We start from the raw sequence: 24,955 nt of genomic DNA on the forward strand, positions 1-24,955 counted from the left end.
AATAGCTATTAGAACTTCAGAAGATTATCCAGAATATTTGCCGCCTGTTGCAGTTCGCTCTGGGTGGCCTCATTTGGTATATCTTCGTCCTTTTGTACCTTGTGGGGCAGATAGGGTTCATAGTTCTGCCTGGTGATCGTGGGGCGGTAGTGTCCAAGCATCTGCGCCAGTTCCTTGGTATCCATGCCGTTCTTCAGAGCGAGGATGGCGCAGGTATGGCGGAGATCCACATACCTGATATGGTCGATGCCCGCTTCCTTTATGATCTCATCGTGCATCCGGCGCACCATCTGCGGCGAGTAAGGTTTCAGCGTGGCCGGGTGCATAAACATGAGCGGACTGCTTGGGTGCTTGTCGTGTTCCCTGATTAGGAGGTCGATTACCTCTGGTGTCAGTGCTATCGTCCTTGTCTGACTGCCGTACTCCACCAGCTCTCGCCGTACCACGGCACGGTTTTCTGCGATGGTCAGCGTCCGATTTTCGATATCAAGGTCGCTCCATTTCAGGGCGATTAGCTCGCCTTGGCGTAGGCCTGTCGTCAGCGCCAGCATGAACATGGGCAGGTAGCCCAGCCGCTCGGCAGCGTCCAGATAGTCCTCCGTTTCCAGAGGCGTCATGATATTCGCTTTCACCGTTGTGGACTTGCGGTAGCGGAATGCCTTGGCGGGATTCTCTGTTAGGAGACCGTCCCGTATGGCTTGATCCAAGCATTGCTGAAGCAGGCGGTGGATGTGCCGCATGGTTTCTTCTCCCAAGCCAGAACTGCCGGTTCGATGATTGCCGAAGCGCTTCCGTTCCTCCAGAAATTCTCCAACCATCTCCGATGTCAATTCAGAGAGCGGTATATCACCCAAACCGGGGAGAATATGGTTCTTGAATACATAGTTGTGTGCCGCATAGGTAGTCGGCCTGCTCTGATGCTTGTCATAGGTTTCCTGCCAGAAGCTGATGTATTCCTGAAGTGTCATATTCCCACCTCCATGCACTGGCGCTGCAGATCCCGAAAGGCCACCCACGGGAGCCTGGCCTGTTTCAGGATCTTCTTGTGTAAGTAGTAGAACTCGTGGAGCTTGTAGGGTACTCCGGTCTTAGGGTTCTGGAACACATATGATGAACTGGTTTCTGATATCCGCGTCAGGAGATACGCCGCTTTCTCATTGAGCGTCAGCAACCGTTGGCCTTTGAGGATGTACCTGCAGCGGATATGAAAATCGGCCCACGACAAGGTGATCAGTTCACATTGCCGCAGGCCGCTTGATAGTCCTGTATAGATGACGGGAAGTACGCCGAGCTGCTCCGCTGCGTTCAGGTAACGCTGGAGCTGCCCCAATCGCAAAGGGGCTGTTTTGTATTCCTCTGCCTTGGGCTCCTGGCAGAGCCGCACCGGGTTGTAGGGAATAAGCTGGTCCTGTGCCGCTTCGTCCATGCACCGCCGCAGAAGCAGGTGGACGCACCAGACGCTTCTGGCGCTGAGTCCCTGACTCCGTAGCGTCTCATAGAAATCGGTGATGGTCTGCTCTGTCAGGTCAGAGAGCGCCACACTTCCGATGCCGGGGATGATGTGGCTGTAAATCAGATTGCGGTACCCGCCCTCGGTGTTGCCGTTCCATTTATGGCGGTTGGTGATGAACCACCGGCCGCACCACCGCCCGACTGTCATGGTATTTTCTTTCTGCATATCGTCGCCTCCTTTTGGCAAACGAACAATATCACAGAAAGCAGGAAATAGCTACCGGAAAGAACGGAATATTTGCAGGAAAACTACCGTTCCGAATAACACCGACATTATTCGGAATAATATAGTTGATTTTATTCGGAAGCGTGGTTATAATATTCTTGACGAACTGCAATGGAGGTGTTCCAATATGACGATCAAAGAAGCGGCTGCCGCTTGGGGGATTACCGAACGGCGGGTCAATGCACTTTGCAAAGCCGGACGCATTTCCGGCGCGTATAAGGAGGGCAGGCAGTGGTTTATCCCGGACAGCGCTCAAAAGCCGATGGATAAGCGTGGTCATCGGAGTGCGGTGGAGCCCGCAGTATCATCTGCGCGCAAGCCGTTGCCCATTGGCGTATCTGATTACCGGGACGCCTGCAAAAGCTACTACTATGTAGACAAGACCTTAATGATCAAAGAGTTTCTGGACGAGCGCCCCAAAGTATCTCTGTTTACCCGCCCCAGACGCTTTGGCAAGACGCTTAACATGGATATGCTCCGCACTTTCTTCGAAAAGACGACCGAGGACACTTCCGTTTACTTCAGAGATAAGAAAATCTGGTCCTGCGGAGGATCCTATCTTGCCCATCATAGAAAGTACCCTGTGATCTTCCTGTCCTTTAAGGATGTTAAATACACCTCTTGGGAAGAAACCTATCAGACGCTCCAAAAGCTGATCGCACAGGAATTCCGCCGTCACGACGAGTTGGCATCCAGCTCCGCACTTAGTGATTACGAAAAAGAGGAATACTCCCTTCTTGCAACAGAAGCTGCTGACGAAGTGGAATATCAAATGTCCCTGCGGACACTGACGCTGCTCCTCCATAAGCACCACAATGTCGCACCTATCGTCATCATTGACGAATATGATACTCCCATTCAGCAGGGCCATGTGAGCGGCTTCTACGACACGATCATCGGGTTCATGCGAAACCTGTTCTCCGGTGGTCTGAAGGACAATCCGCATCTGAGCTATGGTTTCCTGACCGGCATCCTGCGTGTTGCCAAGGAAAGTATCTTCAGCGGCCTGAACAACCTGAAGATCAACTCGATTTTAGACGAGCGCTACAGTGAATATTTCGGCTTCACTTCAAGCGAAGTACATGAGATGGCGGACTACTATCATGCTTCTGATAAATATCAGGAGCTCTGCGATTGGTATGATGGTTATCTTTTCGGCAATACCGAGATTTTTAATCCCTGGTCTGTTATTGGATACTTCAATAATAACTGCCGTCCCAAAGCGTTCTGGCAGTCTACCGGAAGCAATGACATCATCCGCGAGGTGCTGGCTTCTGCAACGCCGGATATTATGGAGCGTCTGGAGCTGTTGATGAAGGGCGAATCCTTCGTTACGCACATTGACACTGGCGTCATTTATCCGCAGATTCAGAATGATCCGTCCTCTGTTTACAGCTTCCTGCTGGTGGCAGGTTATTTGAAGGCTGTGAGCTGCGACCAGTCTTACGGCGAGGATTATATGTGCGAAGTAGCTCTGCCCAACAAAGAGATTTCTTTCGTCTACAGCAAGGAGGTCCTCTCTCAGCTTGAGAATATTATTCCTCGTTCCGTTGCTATTGCTATTCAGGAAGCTATCTACAAGGTAGATAGCGACTCACTGCAAAAAACTTTGGAGAAGTTTCTGCTCCAAACAATAAGTTTCCACGATGCTGCCGACGAAACATTTTACCATGGTCTGATATTGGGTATGTGCGCTGTGATGGACAACAGCTATCGCATTACCTCCAATCGCGAAGCTGGTGATGGACGATTTGATATTCAGATGCTTCCTTTGAATAAGCGGCTTCCTGGTATTCTGATTGAATTAAAGGCTGGAAAAGGCCGCTCTGAAGCACAGCTTGAAGACCTTGCTAATGTTGCCTTGCAACAGATTAACGACCGTGCATACAGCGTTGATTTGCAGGCAATGAATGTTACGTCAATTATAAAAATCGGCATTGCATTCTCAGGCAAAAGAACACGTATTGCTGCCGAAAGGCAAAACATCGAATAAACGTCTTCGTTCAGCAGGCTGGCTATCATCCAAGTCAGCCTGCTGAATGACCCTACCTGATCTGAACAAAAAGATGTCAATGTTCAGAATAGGTAGGGTCATTTTATGCCAGAAACCATTGTGCCACAATGGTTTCTGGCGTTCCTATTATAGAGGGCACTATGTCACCAAACAAATGCAAACAGGGCGAAATCAAGACGCAAAACGCGCAATCGATGGAATCTGCCCCCCAGCTGTGTCACTGGGATACGGATTCATGATTTGTCACTCATGAACGCATCTTCAACCTGGCATGGCGTCAGATTTTTCAAGGTACGATGTGGGCGCTGGGTGCTGTAAAACTCGATATAGGAGGCAAGGCCACGCTTGAAAGCCGCCTCTGAGGTGTAATCCTTCCGATACAGATCTTCCTTCTTTAGGGTGGCGAAGAAAGACTCCGCAACAGCGTTGCCATGAGGTTTCCTCGAATTGGAGAAAGATTGCACCACTGCGCGCTCATGAAGCAGTTGTCGGAACCGATGTGAGGTATATTGAGCCCCACGGTCACTGTGAAAAATGAGGCCGGTATCGGGAGCTCTCTGCTCCCATGCGTCCTTAAATGTGGAGGTAATCAACTGGGTGCTATTCTTCCTGGACACTTTATAGGCAACAACCCTGCGTGAAAACAGGTCTAGAATTACGCAGGTATAGAGATAAAGCTCCCCCAGTTTAAAGCAGGTAACATCACTGACCCAGATTTGATTGAGCCTGTCCGCCTGGAACTGTTGACGCAGGACATTCCGTTTCTTTTCTGGCTCATGAAGTTTCATGTAATCCTGCTTCGCAGTACTGCGGATGCTGGTCAGCCCCATCTCCTTCATCAACTTTGCCACATATTCTGGGCTAACCTGATGACCTCGTTGAACAAGAATAGTGCGGATCTTTTCAGCACCCAGCACCTGACGATACTCATCAAATACTTCACGGATCAATCCGCAATATTCCTCTCTGCGTTTTTGGAACCAAGCATTGCTCCGCTTATTTCGGAGAATATGGTTATAGAAGGTTCCGCGGGAGACATTCATAGCTTCACAAAGAGTGTGTACGTCGTATTGGCCGTATAACAACTCCAGTTCTCCTAACCGCTCCTTCAATGGAGCATGGACCGTGCAGCCGACAGTTTGCAAAATAGCGACCATGTTTTCTAATTTGGCAACTCTGCGAAGAAGTGCATCATACTCTTTGACGGTATAGGTGCGTTTTTCGTCCGGAACCACTGGGCAGTATATCTTCGCCCAGCGGTAGATCGTCCGTGCGCAGACGCCGCATTCTGTACATAATTGCTGGATTGGCCTGCCCTGTCTGTACTGTGTGATGATAGCGGTTTTCTCTTGATCTGTGTAGGTCATGGTGTTTGCTCCTTTCATGTGATATGAATTAGCATATCACATGAAAGGAACTACCCTATTTTGGATTATGAATTGTACTACACCGCATATACCATTAACAGAAATCTGATTCATGTCTCTATGAGAGTAGCATTGTAAATCTACCACAATTATGCCATAATGAAATTGTAATAACGTTATATTCGGCACCGCAGGGAGGGCTATACATGACGAATATCCCCGTTGACTGGAAGGTTTTTGAGTCCAAGTTTTCTCAGAATCCCAGGGCTGCCTTTGAGGGCCTTGTCACCACGCTGTTCTGCCACGAGATGGGGCTTTCGCACGGTATTTTCCGGTACTTCAATCAACCATATATCGAAACACAGCCCGTGATGGCTCCGGATGGCCTTTTGACCGGATTTCAAGCGAAATACTATGATGCTTCCACTCGGATTTCATCTAAAGAAGTGGATTTCAAAAATGCTATTGCGGATGCAAAGCAGAAATATGCAGGAATCAGCCGGATTATTTTTTATATTAATAAGGAAATGTCTGTCAGCAAGCGCCCTCATACCCAGAAGCCCATATATCAAGAGAATATCGAAACACACGGCGAAAGCCTTGGCATCACTGTTGAATGGCGGGGGCCAAGCCATATCGAGCAGATACTTTTGGCACTACCCACAGTAAGAGATTTATATTTTAACCCTATGCCGGGTCTTTCCCAGTGGGTTGAGCAGATCCAAAACCGGAGTGACTCCATCCGTTCCAATATTCAGTCGGAGATTCCGTGCCAGGGTGAGCGGATCAAAATCTATTATGATATGCAGAAGCTCGATGTACTATGGGAGTCGGAAAAAGCTGTCTGTATCATATATGGTGACGCAGGGACGGGTAAATCTGGCGTAGTGAAGGATCTCATTTCTCGGCGGCAGGAGCAGGGCGATGAGTTTGCCTGCTTCTTGTTCTCTTCCACCGACTTGGATGTGGAGGAAGAAAGTCTGTTTTTACGCAAGTATGGAAACTACCAACTGGAAGACTTATTTACCCTCTACAGTCAAGAGAAGCGAAAGGTCTGTGTAATTGAATCCGCTGAGAAGTTCTCCGCACTTAATAGCCCACAGGTATTTGCTGCCCTTGTCCATAAATTCATTGACCACGGCTGGAAGATGATCTTCACCATCCGTACCGTATACAAGGACAGCTTTTGCAATATTCTCCTCAAAGACATCGCTTATGACGAGTTTCGGGTGGAGAGCATAGCTGATGAGGTGCTAGAAGCGATCTCAGAGCAGTATCACTTCCCACTTCCCCAAAACCAGAATCTTCGAAGCCTCCTGAAGGATTTCTTCTATTTAAAGCTGTACTTAAAGCTAGATCCGGCTGGCTTGGATTTGGTATCCTCTGAGGAGCTGTTTCTGCAGCAGGTCTGGAAGGAGGTCATCTGTGACAGCCACCGTCGCGCAGAAAACCTCCCCGTCCGACGAGAGGAGATGGTAACGCACATCGTGTTCTCTATGCTGCAACGGGGATCCACCATTTACATAAGCAGTGCCAACGATGACTATATGGCGCTGACCGCGCTGGAGGATAGCGGAATTATCGCCGTTTACGACAACTCTCCACGTCGGTGGATGATGAGTCACGATGTGTATGAGGAGCTGATTATAAAACACATTTTGACCCAGCGGTACCAGGAGGGAATAGAGGCCGAGAAGGTTCTAGAGGGGTTCGGCCTATCTCTACGAGCCAGGAAGCTGTATCGCATCTGGCTGGAATCCGTTTTTGCTAGCGGTGGAGGTCGCTATGCAGATTTTTTGATCTCTATGCTCCAAAGCGGACTGGATCAGGCTTGGAAGGATGAGACGCTGATCGCACTGATGCAGTCTGATCAGGTGGACTGTTTCCGGGCAATCGACCCCATTCTGAGTCAGGAACGATACTCTTTGTTCACCCGCATGGTCTTTCTACTGAACACCGCCTGCCGTGACATCGACCGGGAACTGTTAAAGAAACTGTCCACGCCAACAGGGAACAAGTATCGCTTCACCTGCCCTGTAGGACGGGCTTGGTTTACGGTCTTTCAATATATTTATAATAACCGTGGCCTGATTCCTTGGACAGCCCAAAATCTGGACATCGTCACTAATACATTGAAAACATGGACAGCGAAATATGAAACAGGAGAGACAACGGGACTGGCGGGGAGGATTGCCCTCTATTTGAAAAGTGAGATATGGAAAAGGGAGCGGTATCCCTATACCCTTCGGCGAGACTCGCGATTTATCACCCTTACCGATGTGATTTTGGCTGCCGCAATGGAACTGAAGCAGGAACTGACCGACATCTTCCAATCCTTTACAGATACACAGACGGATGATAGTTACAAGGAAAACTATTTACTCCTGCAAAAGAGCCTGTCCAATGTTTATGAATGCGGAAGAGTTTGCCAGGCAATTCCGGAGCAGGTACTCAGTCTTGCGGAGCGTTATTGGTGCGACTCTTCTCAACGAGAACATAATGACTATTCTCATGACAGCATGGAGTACTATTTCGGCCTGTCCCACAGCTTGGATATGAAATACAAGGCGGAAAGCGCCCTTCAAACTCCGCTGTTTTTCCTATTACAGGAGGCACCAATCCGGGCGTTGAACACGATCCTGCGGATCATGAACTACGCCACAAACTGCTACAGTTCTTCCAAATTGGCAACAGAGTATTCTGAATGTTCTCAGATTGAAATCCATTTCACTGACGGCACGGTACAGCGACAGGTGTGCAGCGACAGACTGTGGAAGATGTACCGAGGTACTCATGTAGCACCCAAGTTGTTGGAGAGCGTGTTGATGGCACTGGAAAAATGGCTACTGGATTTGGCCGAGTTTACCGAGGAGAAAACCATATGCCAGTTCTGTGAGTATCTGCTGAGGAAATCCGCAAGCGCAGCCATTACTGCCGTGGTACTGAGTGTGGTGATTGCCTATCCAGATAAGCTCTTTCCCATCAGCTGTATTCTGTTGAAGACCAAGGAGGTCTTTGTCTTCGACATCGCCCGACTGCAGGCGGAGCACAGTGCCGATTTTCTGAAAGGAACGCTGGCATCTCATCGCTGGTTCGACCATGAGCGGATGGAGACCAATGCACTACCCTTCCGAAAAAAGCAATTTGAACAAGTTTTGGTGGACTACCAGATTGAAAAAGGCATTCTGTCTGAGAATGAGCTGGAAGAGAGAAAGACACAGCTGTATGCCGCATTTGACGAGGCAACCCAGAGCATCGATTCCTGGGAGGAGGTATATCAGTTTGCGTACTATCGGAGCGACCTTCGAAGGCGTCAGATTAGTAGCCAGAAGGTGTCCCAGGACAGAGTGATGATCTCTGTGGTGCCAGATATGCCGGAAAATCTCACAGCCCTCAGCGAACAGGCCCAACGCAATTATGAGGACTTTATGCGGCATGTACCGCTAATGCTTTGGGCAGATGCAAAACTTCGAGGCAATCAGGAAGCTGCCCAACAGTACCCACAGTTTGAGGGCGGTATCGAGCCAGTGGTAAATGAGATCTATCAGATTCTGGAGGAGGGAGAAGCGGACTCCCACGACATTTCCAGTGCCGTAAATGCCTGTGCAGTCCTTTTACGGGAGCGACGGACGGCTATAAATGAGACAACGCTTGCCTTTTGCACCGAGGTACTTCTGGCGACCTGTCTGAACTTTTTGAATCGAGATTGCCATCTAGGTCCCTATGAGTTGAATGGAGTTATCTCCGCAGTGGCAAGTCTGGTTTCCAGTGACGACTTCATCGCCGATTGGTCTTCTCCACTTTTCATGCTGCTGGCCCTTGTGATGTATAACGGCAAACAGAATGAAGCGCTGAACAGTGTGGCCTCCATCCTTTGGCCCTCCGCCCCCAATGTGGCCCGAAAGCTAATGCATACCTATGCGGTGCTCGCACCCCGATATTTCTCCCAAGTCCTTTGCTACAACGGCATTTCTACAAGGACCTTTTTTGAGCAGCACAGTCAAGAAATCCAGGCGCTGTTTCAAGAGGAGGTCTCCGATTTAGAAGACATCCCTTTGAGCGGCCTTGAGGTTCACCAACTGATTGCCCTGCAGCGGATGATTCCGTCCGGTAATGTAGAAGGCTCCTTCGTTTTCGTATTAAAAATCGGGGACCGGGTCTGGGGTACATTGCTCGGACCTGAGGACACGGACAGAGACGGCTATCAGGACTACGAAGGAGAGTACGCATATACACAGTGGCTCGGCGACTATGTTCTGGGCCTATCTGCGGAGCAGCAGAGCATCTTTCTGGACCATTTGGTGAAGCACGTGAAATACGGCAAGGAATTCACCCGCTTTTTGCGGGATGTTATCCAGGCCGAAGATATTAAACCTAGGTATAGCGCCTTTTGGGGATTTTGGGATTTGCTGAAAAACTACATCTTCTCTGCCTTCGAACGGGCCCCCGAATTCGAGCAACAGATGGATGAGGATCGGGCCATCAGTTTTGGAATAGGAAATGTCCTGACGGAGTATCTTTTGGCAGGACCTGAATGGAGAGAAGGCATCACAACCTGGCACTCCCTCCGGGAGGACTGTGCGGTCTTTTATAAAACGGCAGTAAATAGGACGGGAGCACATCCGGCAATTTTGTACTCTGTCGGTCGGGTATTGAACAGCATCGGTTCCCAAGTGTTCTTTGAAGACGGCGTGGAATGGCTCAGCGACATTATATCCAACAACCCCCAGCTGCGTCAAACCGCTCTTCCCACAAACACTATCTACTATATGGAAGAGTATATGTACCGTTATGTTCAAAAGCGGCTGTACCTCTTCAAATCGGATGCCCTGCGTAAGCACAAGGTTTTAAATGTCTTGGACTTTCTTGTAAACAGAGGGTCTCCTCTCGGATTTTTGCTACGAGAAGACATTATATAGCATCCTTTCAGCTAGGCAGCTGTTGATTAAGCGATCTAGTTAAGATAAGAAAAGCTAGTGCAGATGAAAACAAATAGATGGGATATAGATTTTGTGGGCTACTACACTTCAATGATTTGAACGCCCCCCGCCTAATCTGAATAGTTTGTATGAGACTGACGGATTAGGTGGGGGTGTTTTATGGCTGAAAACCTTGACACAGCAAGGTTTTCAGCCATTTTCATATCTGCAATAGAAATGGGACATGAAAACACAAAAAACTTGAAATCGATTTACAAAACAGAAGATTTCCGAAATCTGAACCCCTATATGCCAACCTCTTAGGATTGGCACCACTACGTTTGGTAGTCTTCCTCCATCTGGCATGGAGTCCAATTTTTTAATGTGCGATAAGGCCATGTTGTATTGCGGAATTCAATATATGAGTCGATCCTGTTCTTGAACTCTGATTCAGAAGCATAGTCCCTCCGATTTTGAAGTACTTCGGACACAGATCAACCCCATCTCACGCATAGATATCAGCCACAAATCTTGTGTTGACCTTGTGCTCCCTCTGCATGAGAATCATGCGGATTTTCTCAGCGCCAAGCAGATCCTGTCTGCGGACATTGAATTTCCATCCGCGCTCCCCTCACGGTGAGCGACGATCACCTCACATCCAACGCTTCGTCCGGCTCGGATTTCAATCCACGCTCCCCGTAAGGGGAGCGACAAGAGCAGCAGGCCGCCATTGACGCCGCCGTGAAATTTCAATCCACGCTCCCCGTAAGGGGAGCGACGGGTCCTGCGCCATCAAAGCGAGTTCCCGGTAAAATTTCAATCCACGCTCCCCGTAAGGGGAGCGACTCTTGTGGTGGATGCCCCTTCCGGAGCCGCCGGGATTTCAATCCACGCTCCCCGTAAGGGGAGCGACTCTCCGCTCTGGTGCACCGTCTGGAGACGGAGCTATTTCAATCCACGCTCCCCTCGCGGAGAGCGACCGCCCGCCTGATGGGCTATGAGGTGGTGGAGGATATTTCAATCCACGCTCCCCTCGCGGAGAGCGACGGCGTCAGGATGATGGGATAGGCTTGTTTCATGAATTTCAATCCACGCTCCCCTCGCGGAGAGCGACGTCAAAGTCGTGGACGGTGTGGCCGTCCGCTTTATTTCAATCCACGCTCCCCTCGCGGAGAGCGACACATGCTGGAGGGGACGGCGGTGCTGTGGGAGGAATTTCAATCCACGCTCCCCGTGAGGGGAGCGACCAAGCCAGGGATACAACGGATCCGGATTAAGGGTATTTCAATCCACGCTCCCCGTGAGGGGAGCGACAGCGAAACAGCACAAAGGCACAGGTATGTTTTGTGACAAATGTGCAATTTCGTAAACTGGAATGGCCAGGAGCCGTGTCTGTGTCACAGTTCGCACGCTTAAATTTACGGAAATCTCCTGTCCATTTGATGATATTTGAGTGCGAACCTGCCGGGAAAACGATGTTCGCTTCCCCTTCGCACTCAGAGGATCAGAGGGGCCTCCGGTTGGTAGCTGCGCTGATTGCCGAAGTGCTCGATCTTGTTTTCATAGCGCTTTCCCAGATAGTAAAACCGCAGACTATCTCTTTCCGGGTCCATGATGGAGAGCAGTTTGGCCTGCAGCACCTTGCACTGGGCAGTGTCCAGCATACACTCAAAGACGGAGTTCTGGACCCGCTGGCCGTAGTTGACGCACTGCCTGGCGATCTGCCGCAGGCGTTTGCGGCCGGCGGGGTCCTCCGTGTTCACATCATAGGTAATCAGTACCAGCATTCGGACGCCTCACTTCCACAAAAAGGGCGGGTATTCCTCCAGGTCGTCCCGCAGAGTCCGGGCCAACAGCAGCGCCTGTACATAGGGGACCAGGCCCCAGGGGATCTTCTCTCCCAGATAGGGGTGCGTCAGTTCAGCTTTTTTCCGCTCCTGCCAGTGGGTCAAAAAGACCTTGCGGCCGGAGTCCGTCAGATAGACCGCCCCATTTTCCCGGAACTGGAAGTCGTCCCTGTGCACGACACGATTGTTGATTAGAGTCAGGACGAAGCGGTCCGCAAGGCAGGGACGCAGTTCCTCCATCAAGTCCAGGGCAAAAGAGGTTCGCCCGGGGCGGTCCCGGTGGAGAAATCCCACATAGGCGTCCAGCCCCACGCTCTCCAGAGCGGAGGCACAGTCGTGCGTCAGCAGGCTGTATGCGAAGGACAGCAGGGCGTTGACCGGGTCCAGCGGCGGCCGGCGGTTTCGGTTCGAAAAGGCAAACAGCGGTTTCTCCCCTAAGATCATCTGGTCAAACACGCTGAAGTAGATCGTGGCCCCGGCGCCCTCCAGGCCCCGCAGCTGCTCCAGGGAGGTTTCGGCGGCGATCTGGGGCAGCAGCGCCCGCAGCTGGGCGGAGGCGTTGGAAAACGCGCTTTCATCTATCCGGAGGCCGTGGTCCCGCCGGGTACGCTCAACGCTCCACCGGGTGTTGTGCACCTTTCCAAAGATCATGTTGCGGGCGATCCGGCAGCAGGGGCCGGGATCATCTGCTGTCCGGTACTGTGTCCGCTGCAGCAGCACATTCCCGGAGGATTCCCCGGATACCCGGGCGAGAAACCGTCCCCGGGGCGTGCAGAACGCCAGAGACACATCCCTCTGGACACAGGCCCCCATCAGCGCCGGAGAGGCGCCGGCGTAGGAGAAGGAGACGATACCGGAGAGAATGTGGAGGGGATAGCGAGCCATCTCCTGCTTGCCGCGGCTGGCCACCACATTCTCCCCGTCCAGAGACAGGTAGATGTCCTCACTGTTGACAAACAGCGTATTCAGAAGATGTCTCATGGCGATTCCTCCATGGCGCGGCGCAGATACGTCTGGACGCTCTCCCGCCGGACCAGCTGGGGCAGGCACAGCTCCTTGAGAGAGCAGGCGTTGCAGGATTTGGAGGGCTTGGCCTTGGGCGTATGGCCTCGATGGTACAGCTGGTGCATTTCGTCGGAGTCCCTGCGCACCGTCTCCCGTAGCTCCGGGGTGAAGAGCACCACCGTGCGGCGGCGTGGCTCCCCATAGAACAGAGCGCCTTCTGGAATAGAGCAGCAGAGCATCTCCTCCAGGCACATGGCCTGGGCGCACAGCTGCAGTTCATCCGCCTGATGGGATTTGGGCTTTCCCCGCTTATACTCCACGGGATACGGCTGCCAAAGCCCCTCCTCCCCCTGAAGCGGTACGCCTTTGGGGGTGGCGTGGAATTCCACCACGTCGCACTGGCCGGAAAGCCCCAGTTGATGGGAGACCACCTGCAATCCCCGGAGGATCAGGGTATCGCCCCGCCGCTCCCGGGCCGCCTCGTCGTGGGCTCTGCGATGGAGAAGGCCGCCCTCCACAGTCCGCAGGTTCTCCTGCCATTGCTGCTCCAGATGGATCAGTGCCCACTGCCGCCGGCAGAACGCGAAGTGCTGCAGACCGGAGAGGGGGAGGAGGTCCTCAGAAAAATCAATCACCCCATGCGGGTACAGGTGATGCCGGCGGGCAGCGCGGACTCGTCCACTGAGACAGTGTAGTCTCCAAAGGAGCGGGCGGGGGAGGCGTCCGCCGGGTCCTTTCGGGCGATCTTTACCGTGTCGAACAGCTTCCAGGCGGGGGCGCAGCCCAGCTCGCTGTCGTGCCTGAAGACGATCAGCTCCCGGACTGCCATCTTGCCGCGGGCGGCGGAGTGATCGTTCTCGAACATGTTGAGGATGGCCTCCCACAGCAGGGACAGGTCCTCCTCGGAGAAACCGGTGGTCTTGCTGGCCAGATTGGCGGAGATATAGCCCTCGCACCGGTACAGTCCATAGGGGACGATGTACTTGCGGCCCATCTCCGTCCCCTTTTTCTCCGCGTCCGCCTCGGTAGTGATGGCCACCCGTGTAATGGTGATCTCCTGGGGGATAACGGGCTCCACGCTGCGGGCAAAGCCCAGCTGCACCGGGCCGCGGACCTGCCCGCAGTTCAGGGCGGCCTTCATAAACGTGGTCATCACCGCGCCGAAGGCGCGGATGTCGTAGAAGTTGGCGCACATCCAGTCCCGGATTTTTCGGTCCAGTTCCGGATCGGCTTTTTTCTTCTCCTTAGCGGTTTTTTCATCGACATCCAGCGCCTTGTAGGCCTCGGCATCGCTCCGGTTGAGAGGGACCCCGTCCTTCACATAGATGCGGTAGCCGGCAGCGTCTTCCTTGACCGTCTCTACATAATTGCGGATTTTTCTCTTCAGGCACACGTCCGTGACAAGGCCCAGGCCGGTTTCGGGATCTACCCGGGGCATATTCCCCGCATCCGGGTCTCCATTGGGGTTGCCATTTTCCACGTCAAAGAGAATGACAAATTCATAGCGGTTCTTGATGGGTTCAGACATCTTTCGCTTCCTCCTTTTTCTGATAGCGGGCCTGGGTCTGGCAGTAGTAGCCCAGCTGGAACGAGCCCTGCTGGGGCAGATTCATGTGGGCGGGATACGCTTTCCCAATGCGGCTGCAAAGCTCTGTCAGCTGTTTTTCATAGAAGACCACCAGCCCTGCGTTGGAGCCGCGCAGCTTTTTCAGATGCTTCTGCGCCAGATTGATGAGAACGGGAAAAATCACGGCCGGCGTAGCGGCGGCGGAGTTGAAATACTTGTCCTTGATGGTGGCGTTGATGCCGGGATTTGCAGAGGCCTGAATGGCTTCCAACAGGGAAAAGAGCCGGCCCAGCGTATAGGGCACGTTCGATGCATCCGGATTCAGGGACACTTGCAAGACCTCCTCTGGTATGTCTGGATTTTCGTGTTTGGTAGTTTCTGCAAGCTTTTGGTAGTAGGCTTTTACGATGGCTGCCCGCCCCCGAGTGACCTCCCGCTCCGCCCGGATCCGAAGGGCCGCGCCGTTCAGCAGCGTGGCGGGATACCGGGTATTGGTCAGGACTGCCCGCAGCACTTCACCGGCCAGGTCGGGAGCAGGGGATTTGTCCCTGGCATTTTGGTTGACGGTCTCACTGAGCAGCTTCCAGAGGGGCAGCGTCTCAAATTTGTCGTAGGCCGGGCGGACGATCTCCAGCCGGTCATAATGGGCCTGGACATTCCGCAGAAACCCGCCGAACGTATTGTGGAGGAAAAACCGCACCGACAGGCGGGCGGAATTGGGAGACAGGCCCAGGATGTAAAAGTCCATGCTGGGGTCCAGTTTTGTCTCATCGTAGACCACCGGATTGCCCTGACACAAGGCGCCAACCAGCCCTTTCAGGTCCGTTTCGTCATAGAAATCGGAGAAAAACGTCTGAAAGACGTCCTGATATCCCCGCTCTCCGCTTCTGGCCCAGCAGACGACGGTAGCATCGCCCACGCGAAAGACGTGTTCCCGGTCGGCCAGGAGCGCGTTCAATGCAGAGGTATATGCAAATGCCGCATACTTGCCGGTGGGAGCGTTGAGGTTCTGCTCCTTTCCGTAGGAGCAGAAGGCCGGGGCGTTGAAGGACACCAGGGCCGCTCCGCTGGACTGGGCACCCGCCACATTTTTGATGGCGGGGTGGACGCTTTCCACCGGTCCCGGCTGCCCGGTGACCAAACAGATTCCCTGAGGACCATCCCCCTTGGTCTGATAGGATGCGTCCCAGGCCCTCCGGACGGAGGGGTCCCTGTGGACATAGCCGTCCAGGGTGCGGAAGATCAGGTTGCCGCCGGAGAGGATGTCCTCCAGATGCTCCGCCAGAGCGGGGTGTTCCCGGGCTGTCTCGGGGTCCCAAGAGCGGAAGAAAGCGGTGACCGCCCGGGCGGCGGGGGAGTCTACACCCGCCAGCAGCCGCTCGTGTAGAGATCTGCTGGCTTCAAAGCACTCCCGCGTTCGCTGGGGCTTGCCCTTGCTGTCGATCCCCAGCAGATAACCGGCGTTGTCGCAGAGGAAGTTGGCGGCCACTCCCACCGTTCGTTTCACAGGCGCGGGGAGGGAGAGGATCTGCGGCGCGGAAACCATCTTCTTTCCCCGCGGCTGTTCCGTCTGAATGTCAAGCACCTGCTCCAGCGTGCCGTTTTCCGAGAGCAGCAGCGCATAGGACACCTTCACCGGCGCCCAGCCGGGGGCGTCGATCTTCCCGGCCTGTTCCAGTACCCGGTAGTAGTCGGTCAGCGCCTGTAAGATCATCCCCGCACCTCCCTGCTGTTCCGCCCAGGGACCCGCAGGACGCCGTCTTCCAGGGACGCCCGGAAGAACAGGGGGCGGATATCCTCCGGGTTCGTGTAATCCATGTCATACAGCATCCAGCCCAGATCCCTTGGCCCTTTCAGCTCCTCCGGACAGGGCGGCGGCTCCTCGCACCAACGGAACTGGGCGGGAAATTCCCGGCAGCCGAAGCAGGGCTGATGATAGAACTGCCCCCGCTGGATGCGGCGCTTGACAATGTCCTGGAACTTGCCCGGGTTATCCCCGGGAGCGGCTTTGTCCGTCACATCAAAATGGGCCTCAATGACATAGTGCACATCCCGCAGCAGCAGCGCCGCCCGCTGCTGGATGTCGTTGGCAGTACAGAGATACAGCTCTCCGGTCCCGCGTTCCATGACGGTGCGGACAGACCGGGCGGAGAGAGTGGACTTCACCTCATTGCGCCGCAGATTGGTGAACCGGATCGGCGCGCACACGTGGATGCAGTCGATCACCCACCGCAGCCCCGGATGCCAGTAAATTGCCTCGATCAGCCCCCGGGCTGCCGAAGGGGTCATGACATCATAGCTGACCCGTTCCACCTTCATCTCCGGTCTGGTGAAGAGGGCGTAGTCCCCCCAGACCTCCAAAGAGATGGGCATCAGCATGCACTCCTTTCTTTCGTTTGTGGAAGGGTGGAGCAGCGTACCGCTCCATAGACAGATTTTGGTATAGGTATTTCAATGGATTCTCCGGCCTATCCGATGAACAGGGCATTTCCACCGCTGGGCTCCAGAGTCAGCCCGGTAGTCTGTGTATACAGCCCAATATCCCGCAGGACCACGGAGCCGTCCTCCAGATGCTCCAGCGCCCCTGCCTGCTCCAATGCCGCTAAATGCTGCGGATAGACCGACACGCCGTATTGCCCCAGGCGGCGGTACAGTGTGCGGCTGTATTGACCGCTCCGCAGCAATTCCACAAGTCCGGCGCCCTCCTCCAGAGGAAGGTACACGGTTGTGGTGGGGCTTTCAATCAGGTGGAATCGCTCCGCCACAGTGCGGAAGGGGAAGAACTCCGATTCCATCAGCGGCAGGATGTGGTGGGCATCCTGAGCTTCCGCGCCTTTCAAATCCAGCAACGTGGAGAAATAGGTGTGTATGGCCGCTCGGGAACTGACGTCCTGGCAGTGATCCAGGACGATCTTCCCGGCGCCGATGGAGGTCTCAAACAGACGGGGAGGTGGATCTTCTCCCTGAAAGATGGTGACGATGCTGTCCTCCGGAGGGCGCTTGCCCTCCCGGTTGCACCGCCCAGCGGCCTGGAGGATGGAGTCCAGACCGGACAGCTCCCGATAGACGGCTGGGAAATCCACATCGACACCGGCCTCGATGAGAGAGGTGGAGACCACCCGGCAGGGCAGCCCATCCCGCAGGCGCCGGCGGATCTCATCCAGAATTCTCCTGCGGTGCGCGGGGTACATCAGGGTGGAGAGATGGAAATTGCCTGGACCGGACAGTTGGTGGAAGACCTCCCGCGCGGCCCGGCGGGTGTTGACGACGCACAGAACCTGCTCCTGCTGCTGCAGGCGGGCGGCCAGGTCCATCCAGGACAGCGTTCCTGCCTGCTGGAAGGAAACCCGGCGGAAGGACTCCCAGTGCGCTTCGGCCATGGGGCAAATCTCCCGGATGGGGATCTCCGGAGCGAATTCCTGAAAAATGGGGTCCAAAGCGGGCTGAGTGGCGGTACACAAAACAGCGGAAGCGCCGTAGTGCCGGACCAGCTGGGCAATCGCCCAGACACAGGGTCGCAGATAGGGGAGGGGGAGCATCTGGGCCTCGTCAAAGATCAGGACGCTCTGGGCCAGGTTGTGGAGCTTCCGGCATTTGGAAGGCTGGCAGGCATAAAGGGATTCAAAGAATTGGACTGCTGTGGTGACGATTACAGGAACATCCCACGTCTCCACAGACCGGGTCAGCGGAACGGCCTCCGGACTGGATGCATCGTCCTCCTGCTGGTCGAACTGCACACCGGAGTGAAATTCCAGAACATTTTCATCACCCAAAATCTCCCGAAAGGCCTGGGCAGTCTGCTCGATAATCGATGTGTAGGGGATCACATAAACGATTCGCTTCATCCTGCGGGCTTTGGCCTGCGCCAGCGCAAAGGACAGGGATGCCACGGTTTTTCCTCCGCCGGTGGGCACTGTCAGCGTGAAGAGGCCTGGTCCATACTGTGCCCCCGCCGACATGCACTGTTCCAAAATCACACATCGCTGCATGTTCAGAGCGCCTTTTGGGGGAAACCAGCCGGAGACATAGGTTTCCAGGCGGCGCCACAATTCCTCCATAGAGGAGGACGATGCTGGCAGATACGGGCTGTTGTCCATAAACGCGCCCGTATCTGTGTAGTCTGCATCTACCAGGCAGGAAAAGAGCATCCGCGTGAAAAACATCCCCTCCAGCCTTGTTCCCGCAAATGCGGGGGTATTTGCATGAGGCAGGGAGAATTCACTCTGCCAGGCATGATAGTCCTCCAGCCTCCCTTGACTCGCCCGATTGATGCGCCCCCAAAAGGTGCCGGCGCCAGCGGCGTCTCCCCGGCCGCCGCCGTCGGGGAGGCCGCCGTGGTGTCCGGAGATCGCAAAAGCAGCCGCCAGCTGTTGAGCTTTCAGACACTCGAAAGCCCCGGCAGAGGCGTGATCCACTTTCGGCCCGCCATGGAGCCGCCGCTGAAAGGCAGCGGAGTATTTTCCGATGTCGTGAGCCATACCGGCCAGCTGTCCCTGCGCCTCTGCGTCAAAAGCAGCTGCGAAAGCGGAACACAGAGACGCGGTGCCTTTGAGATGTTCCAGAATTGTCTGGGTCCGGCCGTCTTCTGTGAGATGGGCCAGATAGGCGTAAGTATCCATCCTGCAACCACATCCTGAAATTATATAAAATGCACAATTTATAGATTTATTATATGATTTTCTTGGTTGTATTGCAAGAGGGATATCTGATTCCGGCAGCATCCATGAAACAGGGGGAGTAGATAGAGACATCTTGCAAGGAGGCTCAGGCAAGAATACGTGAAAATTGGATGACATTGGGTGACGAAACTGCTATTTCGCAGAGCAGTTTAACACGTGATCTATCTCTGCAAGCAAGCTCGCTAGAAGCGGGCTTGCTTTTATGTGTTTTGCGACAAAATCCGATGTTTTTCTGTTGCTCTATCCAACAAGAACTATAGGTCCGTCCAAATTTTTATAGTTCATGGTTAAAATCCTCTATATAAGGAGGGATTTTCCCATGACAAAAATAACTTTACGACGAATTTTTTCAAAGCACGTCCTTCTCAAACGTACGCAATTTCAACTGACACAGGCTCAACTTGCAGAGGCGGTTGGGACCTCCCATGGATGGATTCAGAAAATTGAATCTGGTAAGAAGATGCCTGGCTTTTTTCTCGCAATCAAACTTGCAGTCTTTCTCGAAATTGATATGAATAGCTTTCTGAAAGATCTGATGGAAGCCTCTGGCACTCCAATAACTGCATCTAAACGTCAGGAGTCTCTTGTTCATACCCATGCAGCAAAAGAATCCGGGGATACTGAGGTGACTGGTCATGTACAAGTATGAGGTATTTAAGATACATTCTTTATCTTCCAGATCTTACGGCATTCTTGCTAAAGAAAAAATAGGCCGAAGTTGGATTACAGTAGCAGTTACTGCCCCTTTTTCCAACGATTACGGAACCGCCCATCAACTAGCTGAATCCTGTTCTGCCCGCCAGCTTTCTCCCCCGCATCTCGTGGATGTTGTTTCTGATTTTATCTCTTAGAAAACGGTTATATCTTGAAGTTTTTAGCCTTTTCTACAGGAGCGATTCCATCGAAATGGCTCCTACCAGTTTTCTCCTATTTGGACGCTACTACAACGGGTGAAGCACACCCGTCAGACGTGCTTCATTCGTTCCCAAGATTCAGCCACAATGGGGCAACATACAGACAGCGAACGATCACTGCTTCGCGGGCTGCCAGGCAAGCCCCGTGTTGTAATGGAGTCTACGGGTAATTATCATTTACCGGAAGCCTGACTGCTGAATGCCTCCGGATTCTATGCTTCGGCAGTCAGTGCAGCGCTGGTGCCAATTTGCGCCGTGCCAAGACCGACAAGAAGGATGCCATTAAACCGGCAAACGACGGTCTTGGCCACTGGCTTATCTTGGCGAGGTATAGATACCTGATTGATGCGCAGAAACTGCTGCCAGGCAATACCAGCCGTATTCAAAAGTTGAAGAACAACCTGATCTCTCTGTTAGACACAGCTTTTCCGGGCGCAAACCGCCTGTTTTCAAGCCCTCCGCGTACCGATGGCAGCGAGAAATGGTGGACTTCGCAGCGACATTTTGGAACTGTGAGTGCGTTTGCGTTTTATGTGAAAAAGCATTTATTTCCAAATACCAAAGGTGGTGTAAGAAATATAGCTACAACTTCAGCGAAGATAGGGCATTGGATATTTATGCTTCTGCCCGTAGTCACTTTGGTGTTATGCCGAAAACTGATACTGCCAGACTTCTGGCAGAACGGGCTGTCTCTCAACTCCGGACGGCCTGTGCAGCATTGGCCGCCCTGAAACTGCAAAACTGCAAATGCGATCTTGGGCATCTTCACGCCCGGAATATCCCGTGGTGATGAGGATATTTGGTGTTGGTCCATCGCTCGGCTCACAACTTATGGCGGAGATTGGCGATGTCCGCCGTTTCCACTCCAAGACGGCGTCGGTGGCTTTTGCCGGTATTGATGCATCGCCTTACCAGTCTGGTCAAATAGATATTTACATCCGCAATTCCGCTTCGTTACAGAACTTTTCCTGCTGATGGGTGGATATCTCCCCAATGCCCCTGTAAACGAGGCTGCGCATCAATTCATAGAGAAAAAGTGCTCTGAGGGCAAGCATGACAAGGGTTACATGACGATCCCTTTTACCACACAGTCATGGTTCGATCCGGCTCCCGGACCAGATCCAGTTGGCAGCTTCCGGTTTCCCCGTGAAATGCGAGACAAGGAGTTGGCGCAGCATATCAGTTGTTCTTTCCGAAGAGCTGCGGAGGCCCTGGAGAAGATCCCCCAAGATCATCCAGATAGTTGAGCTGGTGCAGCTTCAGCGCAACTGTCCGGACTGGGAGGGATCCCAATCTCCAGTGCCGGAAGTGCGATGAGGTGGCCCGGAGATACGGGAAAGAGATTGCGGTCGTGGAGCCGGTGAAGGGAGGTGCTCTGATGAACTTACCGGAGGAGGCCGCTGTGCTGCTGTACCAAGCTGATGCGACCGCCGGACCGGCCTCCTCCTGGTCCATCCGGCTCATTGCGGGGCTGGACGGGGCTTTGACTGTTTTAAGCGGCATGAGAAATCCGGAGCGATTGGGGAACAACACGGGCTACACTGCCAACCAGGAGGCGTATTATGCGGCTCTGCCCCAGACTTACAGAAAGGCATCCGACTGCATCCGCTGTGGCCTGCGGGAGAAAATTGCCCGCAGAGGCTTCCGCCCGTGATCTGCTGGAAACGGTTGCAGAAGCGTTAGAAGCGGAAATATAAAATTTCCGGTGTCCCCAGACAAAACACATTCATAAACAATTGGCTCAGAAACATTAGAAATCTATCTCGGGGCTGTCATTTTGAAGAATATATTGGGACGCCGCACCAAAAGTCCATTGGTGCGGCGTCCGATCTTATTCAATACCTGTGTAAATATTCCTATGTCCAGCCAATTACTTGCTGTGTATTGCCCCCGTAAAATCCATATCCTGCGCCTGCCAGGAACTCCAGACGGGCTGAAGGATAGACCACTCTTTACGGAACAGGGCAGGGGGGGGACGATGCTGTCCGTATTTACGAGACTCGGAAGGACATCCTTATTCTGGGGGGCTATCGCCGCATAGATACCATAGCCCAGCAGAGTTCCCGCTTAGATGCGGCCAACGGTCATCCACAGGGAAAAGTAGCTGTCCGGAACACCCTCCACGCCAGAAAAAATCTCATTCATCATTCTTTTATAGAAGAAAATCTGAGAAAAATCCCGGGTATGGATGAGCAAGGATGGTCCAAGTTATACTCTGGATCAGCAGTTTCTGAATCTCCGCCTGGAGCAAGCAGGTTTTATGTAATAAAAGGCACAGGATGCGAGGCCGAGACGAGACTGGGCAGAGAAGTGTTTCGGAAGGGGAGATTTGAGGATGGAAGGAGGCTGCTCCATGTCGCTGTTTGCTCAGTATGTCGGAATATCCTCGTTAAAGACCATGGAACATTTTTTTCAGTTCTTCCACATAGGGAGCGGTCAAAGGGTGAGGCGTCTGCCTCTTCTTGGTGACATAATAATGGGCCAGGATACTATCTTCTCCCTTAAGCGGGACCGAGGAAAAATGGTAGTGCTGCGGATGCTGCCAGCGGGTAGAACTGATGAAAAAAGCATCGGATTGGGCCACAATATCCTGGCTGGCAGCACTGTCGTTAATAGAGATGATGCATTTTGGGGGAGACTGAAACAGTTGAGAGATGGACTCGGAATCATCATCGTAAAATCTGCCGAAATTCTCGTGGTTTTCTGCAATCACATAGGGATAGTCCGTCATACGGTCTTCCACCGGAACGGTCTCCTGAGCCTGCAGAATGGGGTGGTCCGCTCTCGTGACGATGCTGATATGGCTCTCCCCCAACAGATGGTAATCCAAGTCCTTTACGCTGCAAAGCCGCGTGATCCGATTACTGTGGGATTTCATCAGGAAGACGATCCCCAGGTCGGAGCGGCAGTGCTGCACATCATCCAGAACATCGTAAAAAGACTGTTTTTTCAGCCTGATATAGATAGAGCCGCCGTGGCCGTCTGAAATCTGCGGCCAAAGCCTTGTGATGGGCGTGCTGAGAAAGAAGGATCGCATGGAAGAGACACTGAAATACTGCTTGCGGAAGTGGCTCTTTGCATACAGATCTTCTACAAAAATTTTTTTGTCTATGATCTCGTTTGCATAGCTCAAGAACTCCCGCCCCTCTTCCGTGACGGAAACGCCCTTTTTGGTTCGAAGGAAGATCTGGATTCCCAATTCTTCCTCCAAGGCCTTGATGCTGTTGCTGACATTGCTCTGGGACGTATAGAGCCGCTCGGCGGCTTTGTTGATGGATTCGCAGTTGGCGACCTCTACCACGAAGCTGAGCTGTTGGAACGTCATGTTGGATCCTCCCTCCGTACATAATAATGCCCCCCTAGACAGCCTCGGCATTTTCCGCCCAGTTTGCTGAGGGGCCTTTGGGATTGCTCTCCAATGTCCTGTCACAGTCCGGAAAAACGCGGAAGTCGGACAGGAGATCCGGCGTGCGCCCGGGAGAGACAGTCTCCCTGAAGTGTGCCCGTAAAGATATGAAATTCATATATTTAGTACTAACAATACCATATAAACGGATTTCCTGTCAATGTGATAAAATTAAGACAAGCAAAACAGGACAGGATCAGACAAAAAACACAATGTTTGCAGAGAGGAGCAGTACGGACAGGAAAAGAGCTGACGAGATCACCTTCAATCAGGCATAGAAGCCGCGGTAATTTTGGAAATGGAAACAACACCTAAGGAGAAACGCCCTTGGGTATTTTTTCAAAGCAAAATACGTTTGTTCAAATTCCATAGGAAAATGAAATGTGGAGGGAATCAAGATGTTGAAATTTGCGATTATCGGAGCGGGCGCAGGCGGACAGAGCATGGCCGCCATTCTCACCAGCAAGAGCTATATCGCCAAGCTGTATGACATCGACAAGGAAAAAATCCATCGTCTGCAGGAACTCAAAACAATCAAGGTCACCGGCGTCATTGCCTGCGAGGCCGCACCGGCGGTTATTACGGACCGGATCGATGAAGTCATGGATGACGTGGACGTGATCATGGTCGTCTCTACTACGGATGCCCATAGAAGCATCGCCTATGCCTGCAAGCCCTATCTGAAGGATGGGCAGATCGTCATGCTGAATCCCGGCCACTGCGGAGGTGCTCTGGAGATCGCCAATATCCTGCGCGGCGAGGATGGCTGCGGCAAGGATCTTATCATTGCGGAGGCGGGGGACCTGATGTATGGCTGCCGCAGTTATGAGGTCGGCAATATCCTTCACACGGGCCTGAAGGTCCACGTGCCGGTGGCGACACTGCCCGCCAGTGATATCGACCGCCTGATGAAAGTGCTGGGACCCATCTTCCCCTGCCTGCAGCCTGCGGCCAATGTGCTGGAGACCGGCTTTGAGGGCGCCGGCGCCATGCTGCACCCCATCCCCAGCCTCATGAACATCAACAAGATGGATCTGGGGCAGAGCTACGACTATTACATGGAGGGAATCACCCCACATATTGCCGATATCATCTCCGCTTGCGACAAGGAGCGTGTCGCTGTATGCAGGGCGCTGGGCGTGGATGCGCTGGCGCTGGGGGATATGCTGGTCAAGACCTACAAGCTGGAGCCGAAGGACAGCCTGTATGATCTGATTCAGAGCATCGAATCCTATCGCGCTCTGCGCAACCCGACCAATACCAAGCACCGGTTCATCGTGGAGGATACCATGTCCGGCTTGGTACCTCTGGCTTCCGTGGGCCATGCATTGGGCATCCCCACCCCGATGATGGACGCCTTTGTCAATATCGCCAGTGCTGTCTGCGGTCGGGACTTCTGGAAAGAGGGACGCACCGCAGAAAAGCTGGGGATGGCCGGCAAGACGCTGGAGGAGATTCAGGAGATGGTCCGCTGACCAGCGGCTTTTGGAGGAAAAGGC

At 53.2% G+C, this 24,955-nt stretch carries 17 protein-coding genes and 1 pseudogene; 7 read left to right on the top strand and 11 right to left on the bottom strand.

The features are described from left to right. Nucleotides 1–8: 8 nt before the first annotated feature. Together OCV80_RS10365 and OCV80_RS10370 are read right to left on the bottom strand one after the other, a co-directional pair. Nucleotides 9–968, bottom strand: a complete 960-nt coding sequence (locus tag OCV80_RS10365; protein WP_136890706.1) for a tyrosine-type recombinase/integrase — start codon at nucleotides 966–968, stop codon at nucleotides 9–11. Further along, the gene (locus OCV80_RS10370; RefSeq protein ID WP_136890705.1) at nucleotides 965–1,678 is read right to left on the bottom strand and encodes a tyrosine-type recombinase/integrase; all 714 of its coding nucleotides are present in this window, start codon (nucleotides 1,676–1,678) and stop codon (nucleotides 965–967) included. Before OCV80_RS10370 ends, OCV80_RS10365 begins: the two co-directional genes overlap by 4 nt. 187 nt (nucleotides 1,679–1,865) lie before the next feature. Here OCV80_RS10370 and OCV80_RS10375 point away from each other — a divergent pair, with 187 nt between their 5' ends. Next, nucleotides 1,866–3,731, top strand: a complete 1,866-nt coding sequence (locus OCV80_RS10375) for an AAA family ATPase (protein ID WP_136890704.1) — start codon at nucleotides 1,866–1,868, stop codon at nucleotides 3,729–3,731. Nucleotides 3,732–3,985: 254 nt separating this feature from the next. Here the strand turns inward: OCV80_RS10375 and OCV80_RS10380 are convergent, their stop codons facing one another. Continuing rightward, nucleotides 3,986–5,119, bottom strand: coding sequence for an IS3 family transposase (locus tag OCV80_RS10380; protein WP_119311101.1), 1,134 nt, complete (start codon nucleotides 5,117–5,119; stop codon nucleotides 3,986–3,988). A gap of 206 nt (nucleotides 5,120–5,325) precedes the next feature. On the opposite strand from OCV80_RS10380, the gene OCV80_RS10385 reads away from it, so the two are divergent. Next, nucleotides 5,326–10,038 (top strand): hypothetical protein, encoded by a 4,713-nt coding sequence (locus OCV80_RS10385; protein ID WP_119311100.1) that lies wholly within the window; start codon nucleotides 5,326–5,328, stop codon nucleotides 10,036–10,038. Nucleotides 10,039–11,534: 1,496 nt separating this feature from the next. On the opposite strand, the gene cas2 is transcribed toward OCV80_RS10385, so the two are convergent. From cas2 to cas3, 7 genes are all read right to left on the bottom strand, one after another. Further along, nucleotides 11,535–11,825, bottom strand: coding sequence for a CRISPR-associated endonuclease Cas2 (gene cas2 / locus OCV80_RS10390; RefSeq protein WP_025543469.1), 291 nt, complete (start codon nucleotides 11,823–11,825; stop codon nucleotides 11,535–11,537). A gap of 9 nt (nucleotides 11,826–11,834) precedes the next feature. Beyond that, on the bottom strand, nucleotides 11,835–12,866 hold the full coding sequence (cas1c, locus tag OCV80_RS10395) for a type I-C CRISPR-associated endonuclease Cas1c (RefSeq protein ID WP_119311099.1): 1,032 nt from the start codon (nucleotides 12,864–12,866) through the stop codon (nucleotides 11,835–11,837). Further along, nucleotides 12,863–13,525 (bottom strand): CRISPR-associated protein Cas4, encoded by a 663-nt coding sequence (gene cas4 / locus OCV80_RS10400; protein ID WP_394802914.1) that lies wholly within the window; start codon nucleotides 13,523–13,525, stop codon nucleotides 12,863–12,865. Before cas4 ends, cas1c begins: the two co-directional genes overlap by 4 nt. After that, nucleotides 13,522–14,418 (bottom strand): type I-C CRISPR-associated protein Cas7/Csd2, encoded by an 897-nt coding sequence (cas7c, locus tag OCV80_RS10405; RefSeq protein ID WP_119311098.1) that lies wholly within the window; start codon nucleotides 14,416–14,418, stop codon nucleotides 13,522–13,524. The genes cas4 and cas7c overlap by 4 nt, the downstream gene beginning before the upstream one ends. Continuing rightward, a complete protein-coding gene (gene cas8c, locus OCV80_RS10410) occupies nucleotides 14,411–16,171 on the bottom strand; it encodes a type I-C CRISPR-associated protein Cas8c/Csd1 (RefSeq protein ID WP_136890701.1) in 1,761 nt (586 codons plus the stop codon). The genes cas7c and cas8c overlap by 8 nt, the downstream gene beginning before the upstream one ends. Beyond that, nucleotides 16,168–16,830, bottom strand: coding sequence for a type I-C CRISPR-associated protein Cas5c (gene cas5c, locus OCV80_RS10415; RefSeq protein ID WP_119311096.1), 663 nt, complete (start codon nucleotides 16,828–16,830; stop codon nucleotides 16,168–16,170). Before cas5c ends, cas8c begins: the two co-directional genes overlap by 4 nt. A gap of 95 nt (nucleotides 16,831–16,925) precedes the next feature. Next, complete coding sequence (cas3, locus tag OCV80_RS10420) at nucleotides 16,926–19,076, bottom strand: CRISPR-associated helicase Cas3' (RefSeq protein ID WP_119311095.1); 2,151 nt, start codon at nucleotides 19,074–19,076, stop codon at nucleotides 16,926–16,928. 379 nt (nucleotides 19,077–19,455) lie between these two features. On the opposite strand from cas3, the gene OCV80_RS10425 reads away from it, so the two are divergent. From OCV80_RS10425 to OCV80_RS10440, 4 genes and pseudogenes are all read left to right on the top strand, one after another. After that, a complete protein-coding gene (locus OCV80_RS10425) occupies nucleotides 19,456–19,785 on the top strand; it encodes a helix-turn-helix domain-containing protein (RefSeq protein ID WP_158629669.1) in 330 nt (109 codons plus the stop codon). Beyond that, a complete protein-coding gene (locus OCV80_RS10430) occupies nucleotides 19,772–19,987 on the top strand; it encodes a DUF6514 family protein (RefSeq protein ID WP_021751290.1) in 216 nt (71 codons plus the stop codon). Before OCV80_RS10425 ends, OCV80_RS10430 begins: the two co-directional genes overlap by 14 nt. Before the next feature lie 156 nt (nucleotides 19,988–20,143). Beyond that, nucleotides 20,144–21,120, top strand: a pseudogene (locus OCV80_RS10435) (transposase); the annotation flags it as partial. 308 nt (nucleotides 21,121–21,428) lie between these two features. Continuing rightward, on the top strand, nucleotides 21,429–21,704 hold the full coding sequence (locus tag OCV80_RS10440) for an aldo-keto reductase family protein (RefSeq protein ID WP_136890698.1): 276 nt from the start codon (nucleotides 21,429–21,431) through the stop codon (nucleotides 21,702–21,704). Between the two features lie 735 nt (nucleotides 21,705–22,439). On the opposite strand, the gene OCV80_RS10445 is transcribed toward OCV80_RS10440, so the two are convergent. Then, nucleotides 22,440–23,375: a LysR family transcriptional regulator gene (locus OCV80_RS10445; RefSeq protein WP_267288391.1), complete on the bottom strand. Its 936-nt coding sequence runs from the start codon at nucleotides 23,373–23,375 to the stop codon at nucleotides 22,440–22,442. 479 nt (nucleotides 23,376–23,854) lie between these two features. Between OCV80_RS10445 and OCV80_RS10450 the strand changes: the two genes are divergently transcribed. Further along, a complete protein-coding gene (locus OCV80_RS10450) occupies nucleotides 23,855–24,931 on the top strand; it encodes an NAD/NADP-dependent octopine/nopaline dehydrogenase family protein (protein ID WP_267288392.1) in 1,077 nt (358 codons plus the stop codon). Nucleotides 24,932–24,955: the final 24 nt, after the last annotated feature.

Origin of the sequence: Oscillibacter acetigenes (assembly GCF_025567605.1) — a bacterium.
GTDB classification, from domain to species: domain Bacteria; phylum Bacillota; class Clostridia; order Oscillospirales; family Oscillospiraceae; genus Oscillibacter; species Oscillibacter welbionis.

Excerpts from the sequence above, each read along its gene's own strand:
- cas2 (WP_025543469.1), bottom strand. The coding sequence starts at position 11,825 with ATGCTGGTACTGATTACCTATGATGTGAACACGGAGGACCCCGCCGGC.
- OCV80_RS10375 (WP_136890704.1), top strand. The coding sequence starts at position 1,866 with ATGACGATCAAAGAAGCGGCTGCCGCTTGGGGGATTACCGAACGGCGG.
- OCV80_RS10445 (WP_267288391.1), bottom strand. The coding sequence starts at position 23,375 with ATGACGTTCCAACAGCTCAGCTTCGTGGTAGAGGTCGCCAACTGCGAA.
- OCV80_RS10425 (WP_158629669.1), top strand. The coding sequence starts at position 19,456 with ATGACAAAAATAACTTTACGACGAATTTTTTCAAAGCACGTCCTTCTC.
- cas5c (WP_119311096.1), bottom strand. The coding sequence starts at position 16,830 with ATGCCCATCTCTTTGGAGGTCTGGGGGGACTACGCCCTCTTCACCAGA.
- OCV80_RS10450 (WP_267288392.1), top strand. The coding sequence starts at position 23,855 with ATGTTGAAATTTGCGATTATCGGAGCGGGCGCAGGCGGACAGAGCATG.
- OCV80_RS10440 (WP_136890698.1), top strand. The coding sequence starts at position 21,429 with ATGAACTTACCGGAGGAGGCCGCTGTGCTGCTGTACCAAGCTGATGCG.
- OCV80_RS10430 (WP_021751290.1), top strand. The coding sequence starts at position 19,772 with ATGTACAAGTATGAGGTATTTAAGATACATTCTTTATCTTCCAGATCT.
- cas8c (WP_136890701.1), bottom strand. The coding sequence starts at position 16,171 with ATGATCTTACAGGCGCTGACCGACTACTACCGGGTACTGGAACAGGCC.
- OCV80_RS10365 (WP_136890706.1), bottom strand. The coding sequence starts at position 968 with ATGACACTTCAGGAATACATCAGCTTCTGGCAGGAAACCTATGACAAG.
- cas1c (WP_119311099.1), bottom strand. The coding sequence starts at position 12,866 with ATGAGACATCTTCTGAATACGCTGTTTGTCAACAGTGAGGACATCTAC.
- cas3 (WP_119311095.1), bottom strand. The coding sequence starts at position 19,076 with ATGGATACTTACGCCTATCTGGCCCATCTCACAGAAGACGGCCGGACC.
- OCV80_RS10380 (WP_119311101.1), bottom strand. The coding sequence starts at position 5,119 with ATGACCTACACAGATCAAGAGAAAACCGCTATCATCACACAGTACAGA.
- OCV80_RS10385 (WP_119311100.1), top strand. The coding sequence starts at position 5,326 with ATGACGAATATCCCCGTTGACTGGAAGGTTTTTGAGTCCAAGTTTTCT.
- OCV80_RS10370 (WP_136890705.1), bottom strand. The coding sequence starts at position 1,678 with ATGCAGAAAGAAAATACCATGACAGTCGGGCGGTGGTGCGGCCGGTGG.
- cas7c (WP_119311098.1), bottom strand. The coding sequence starts at position 14,418 with ATGTCTGAACCCATCAAGAACCGCTATGAATTTGTCATTCTCTTTGAC.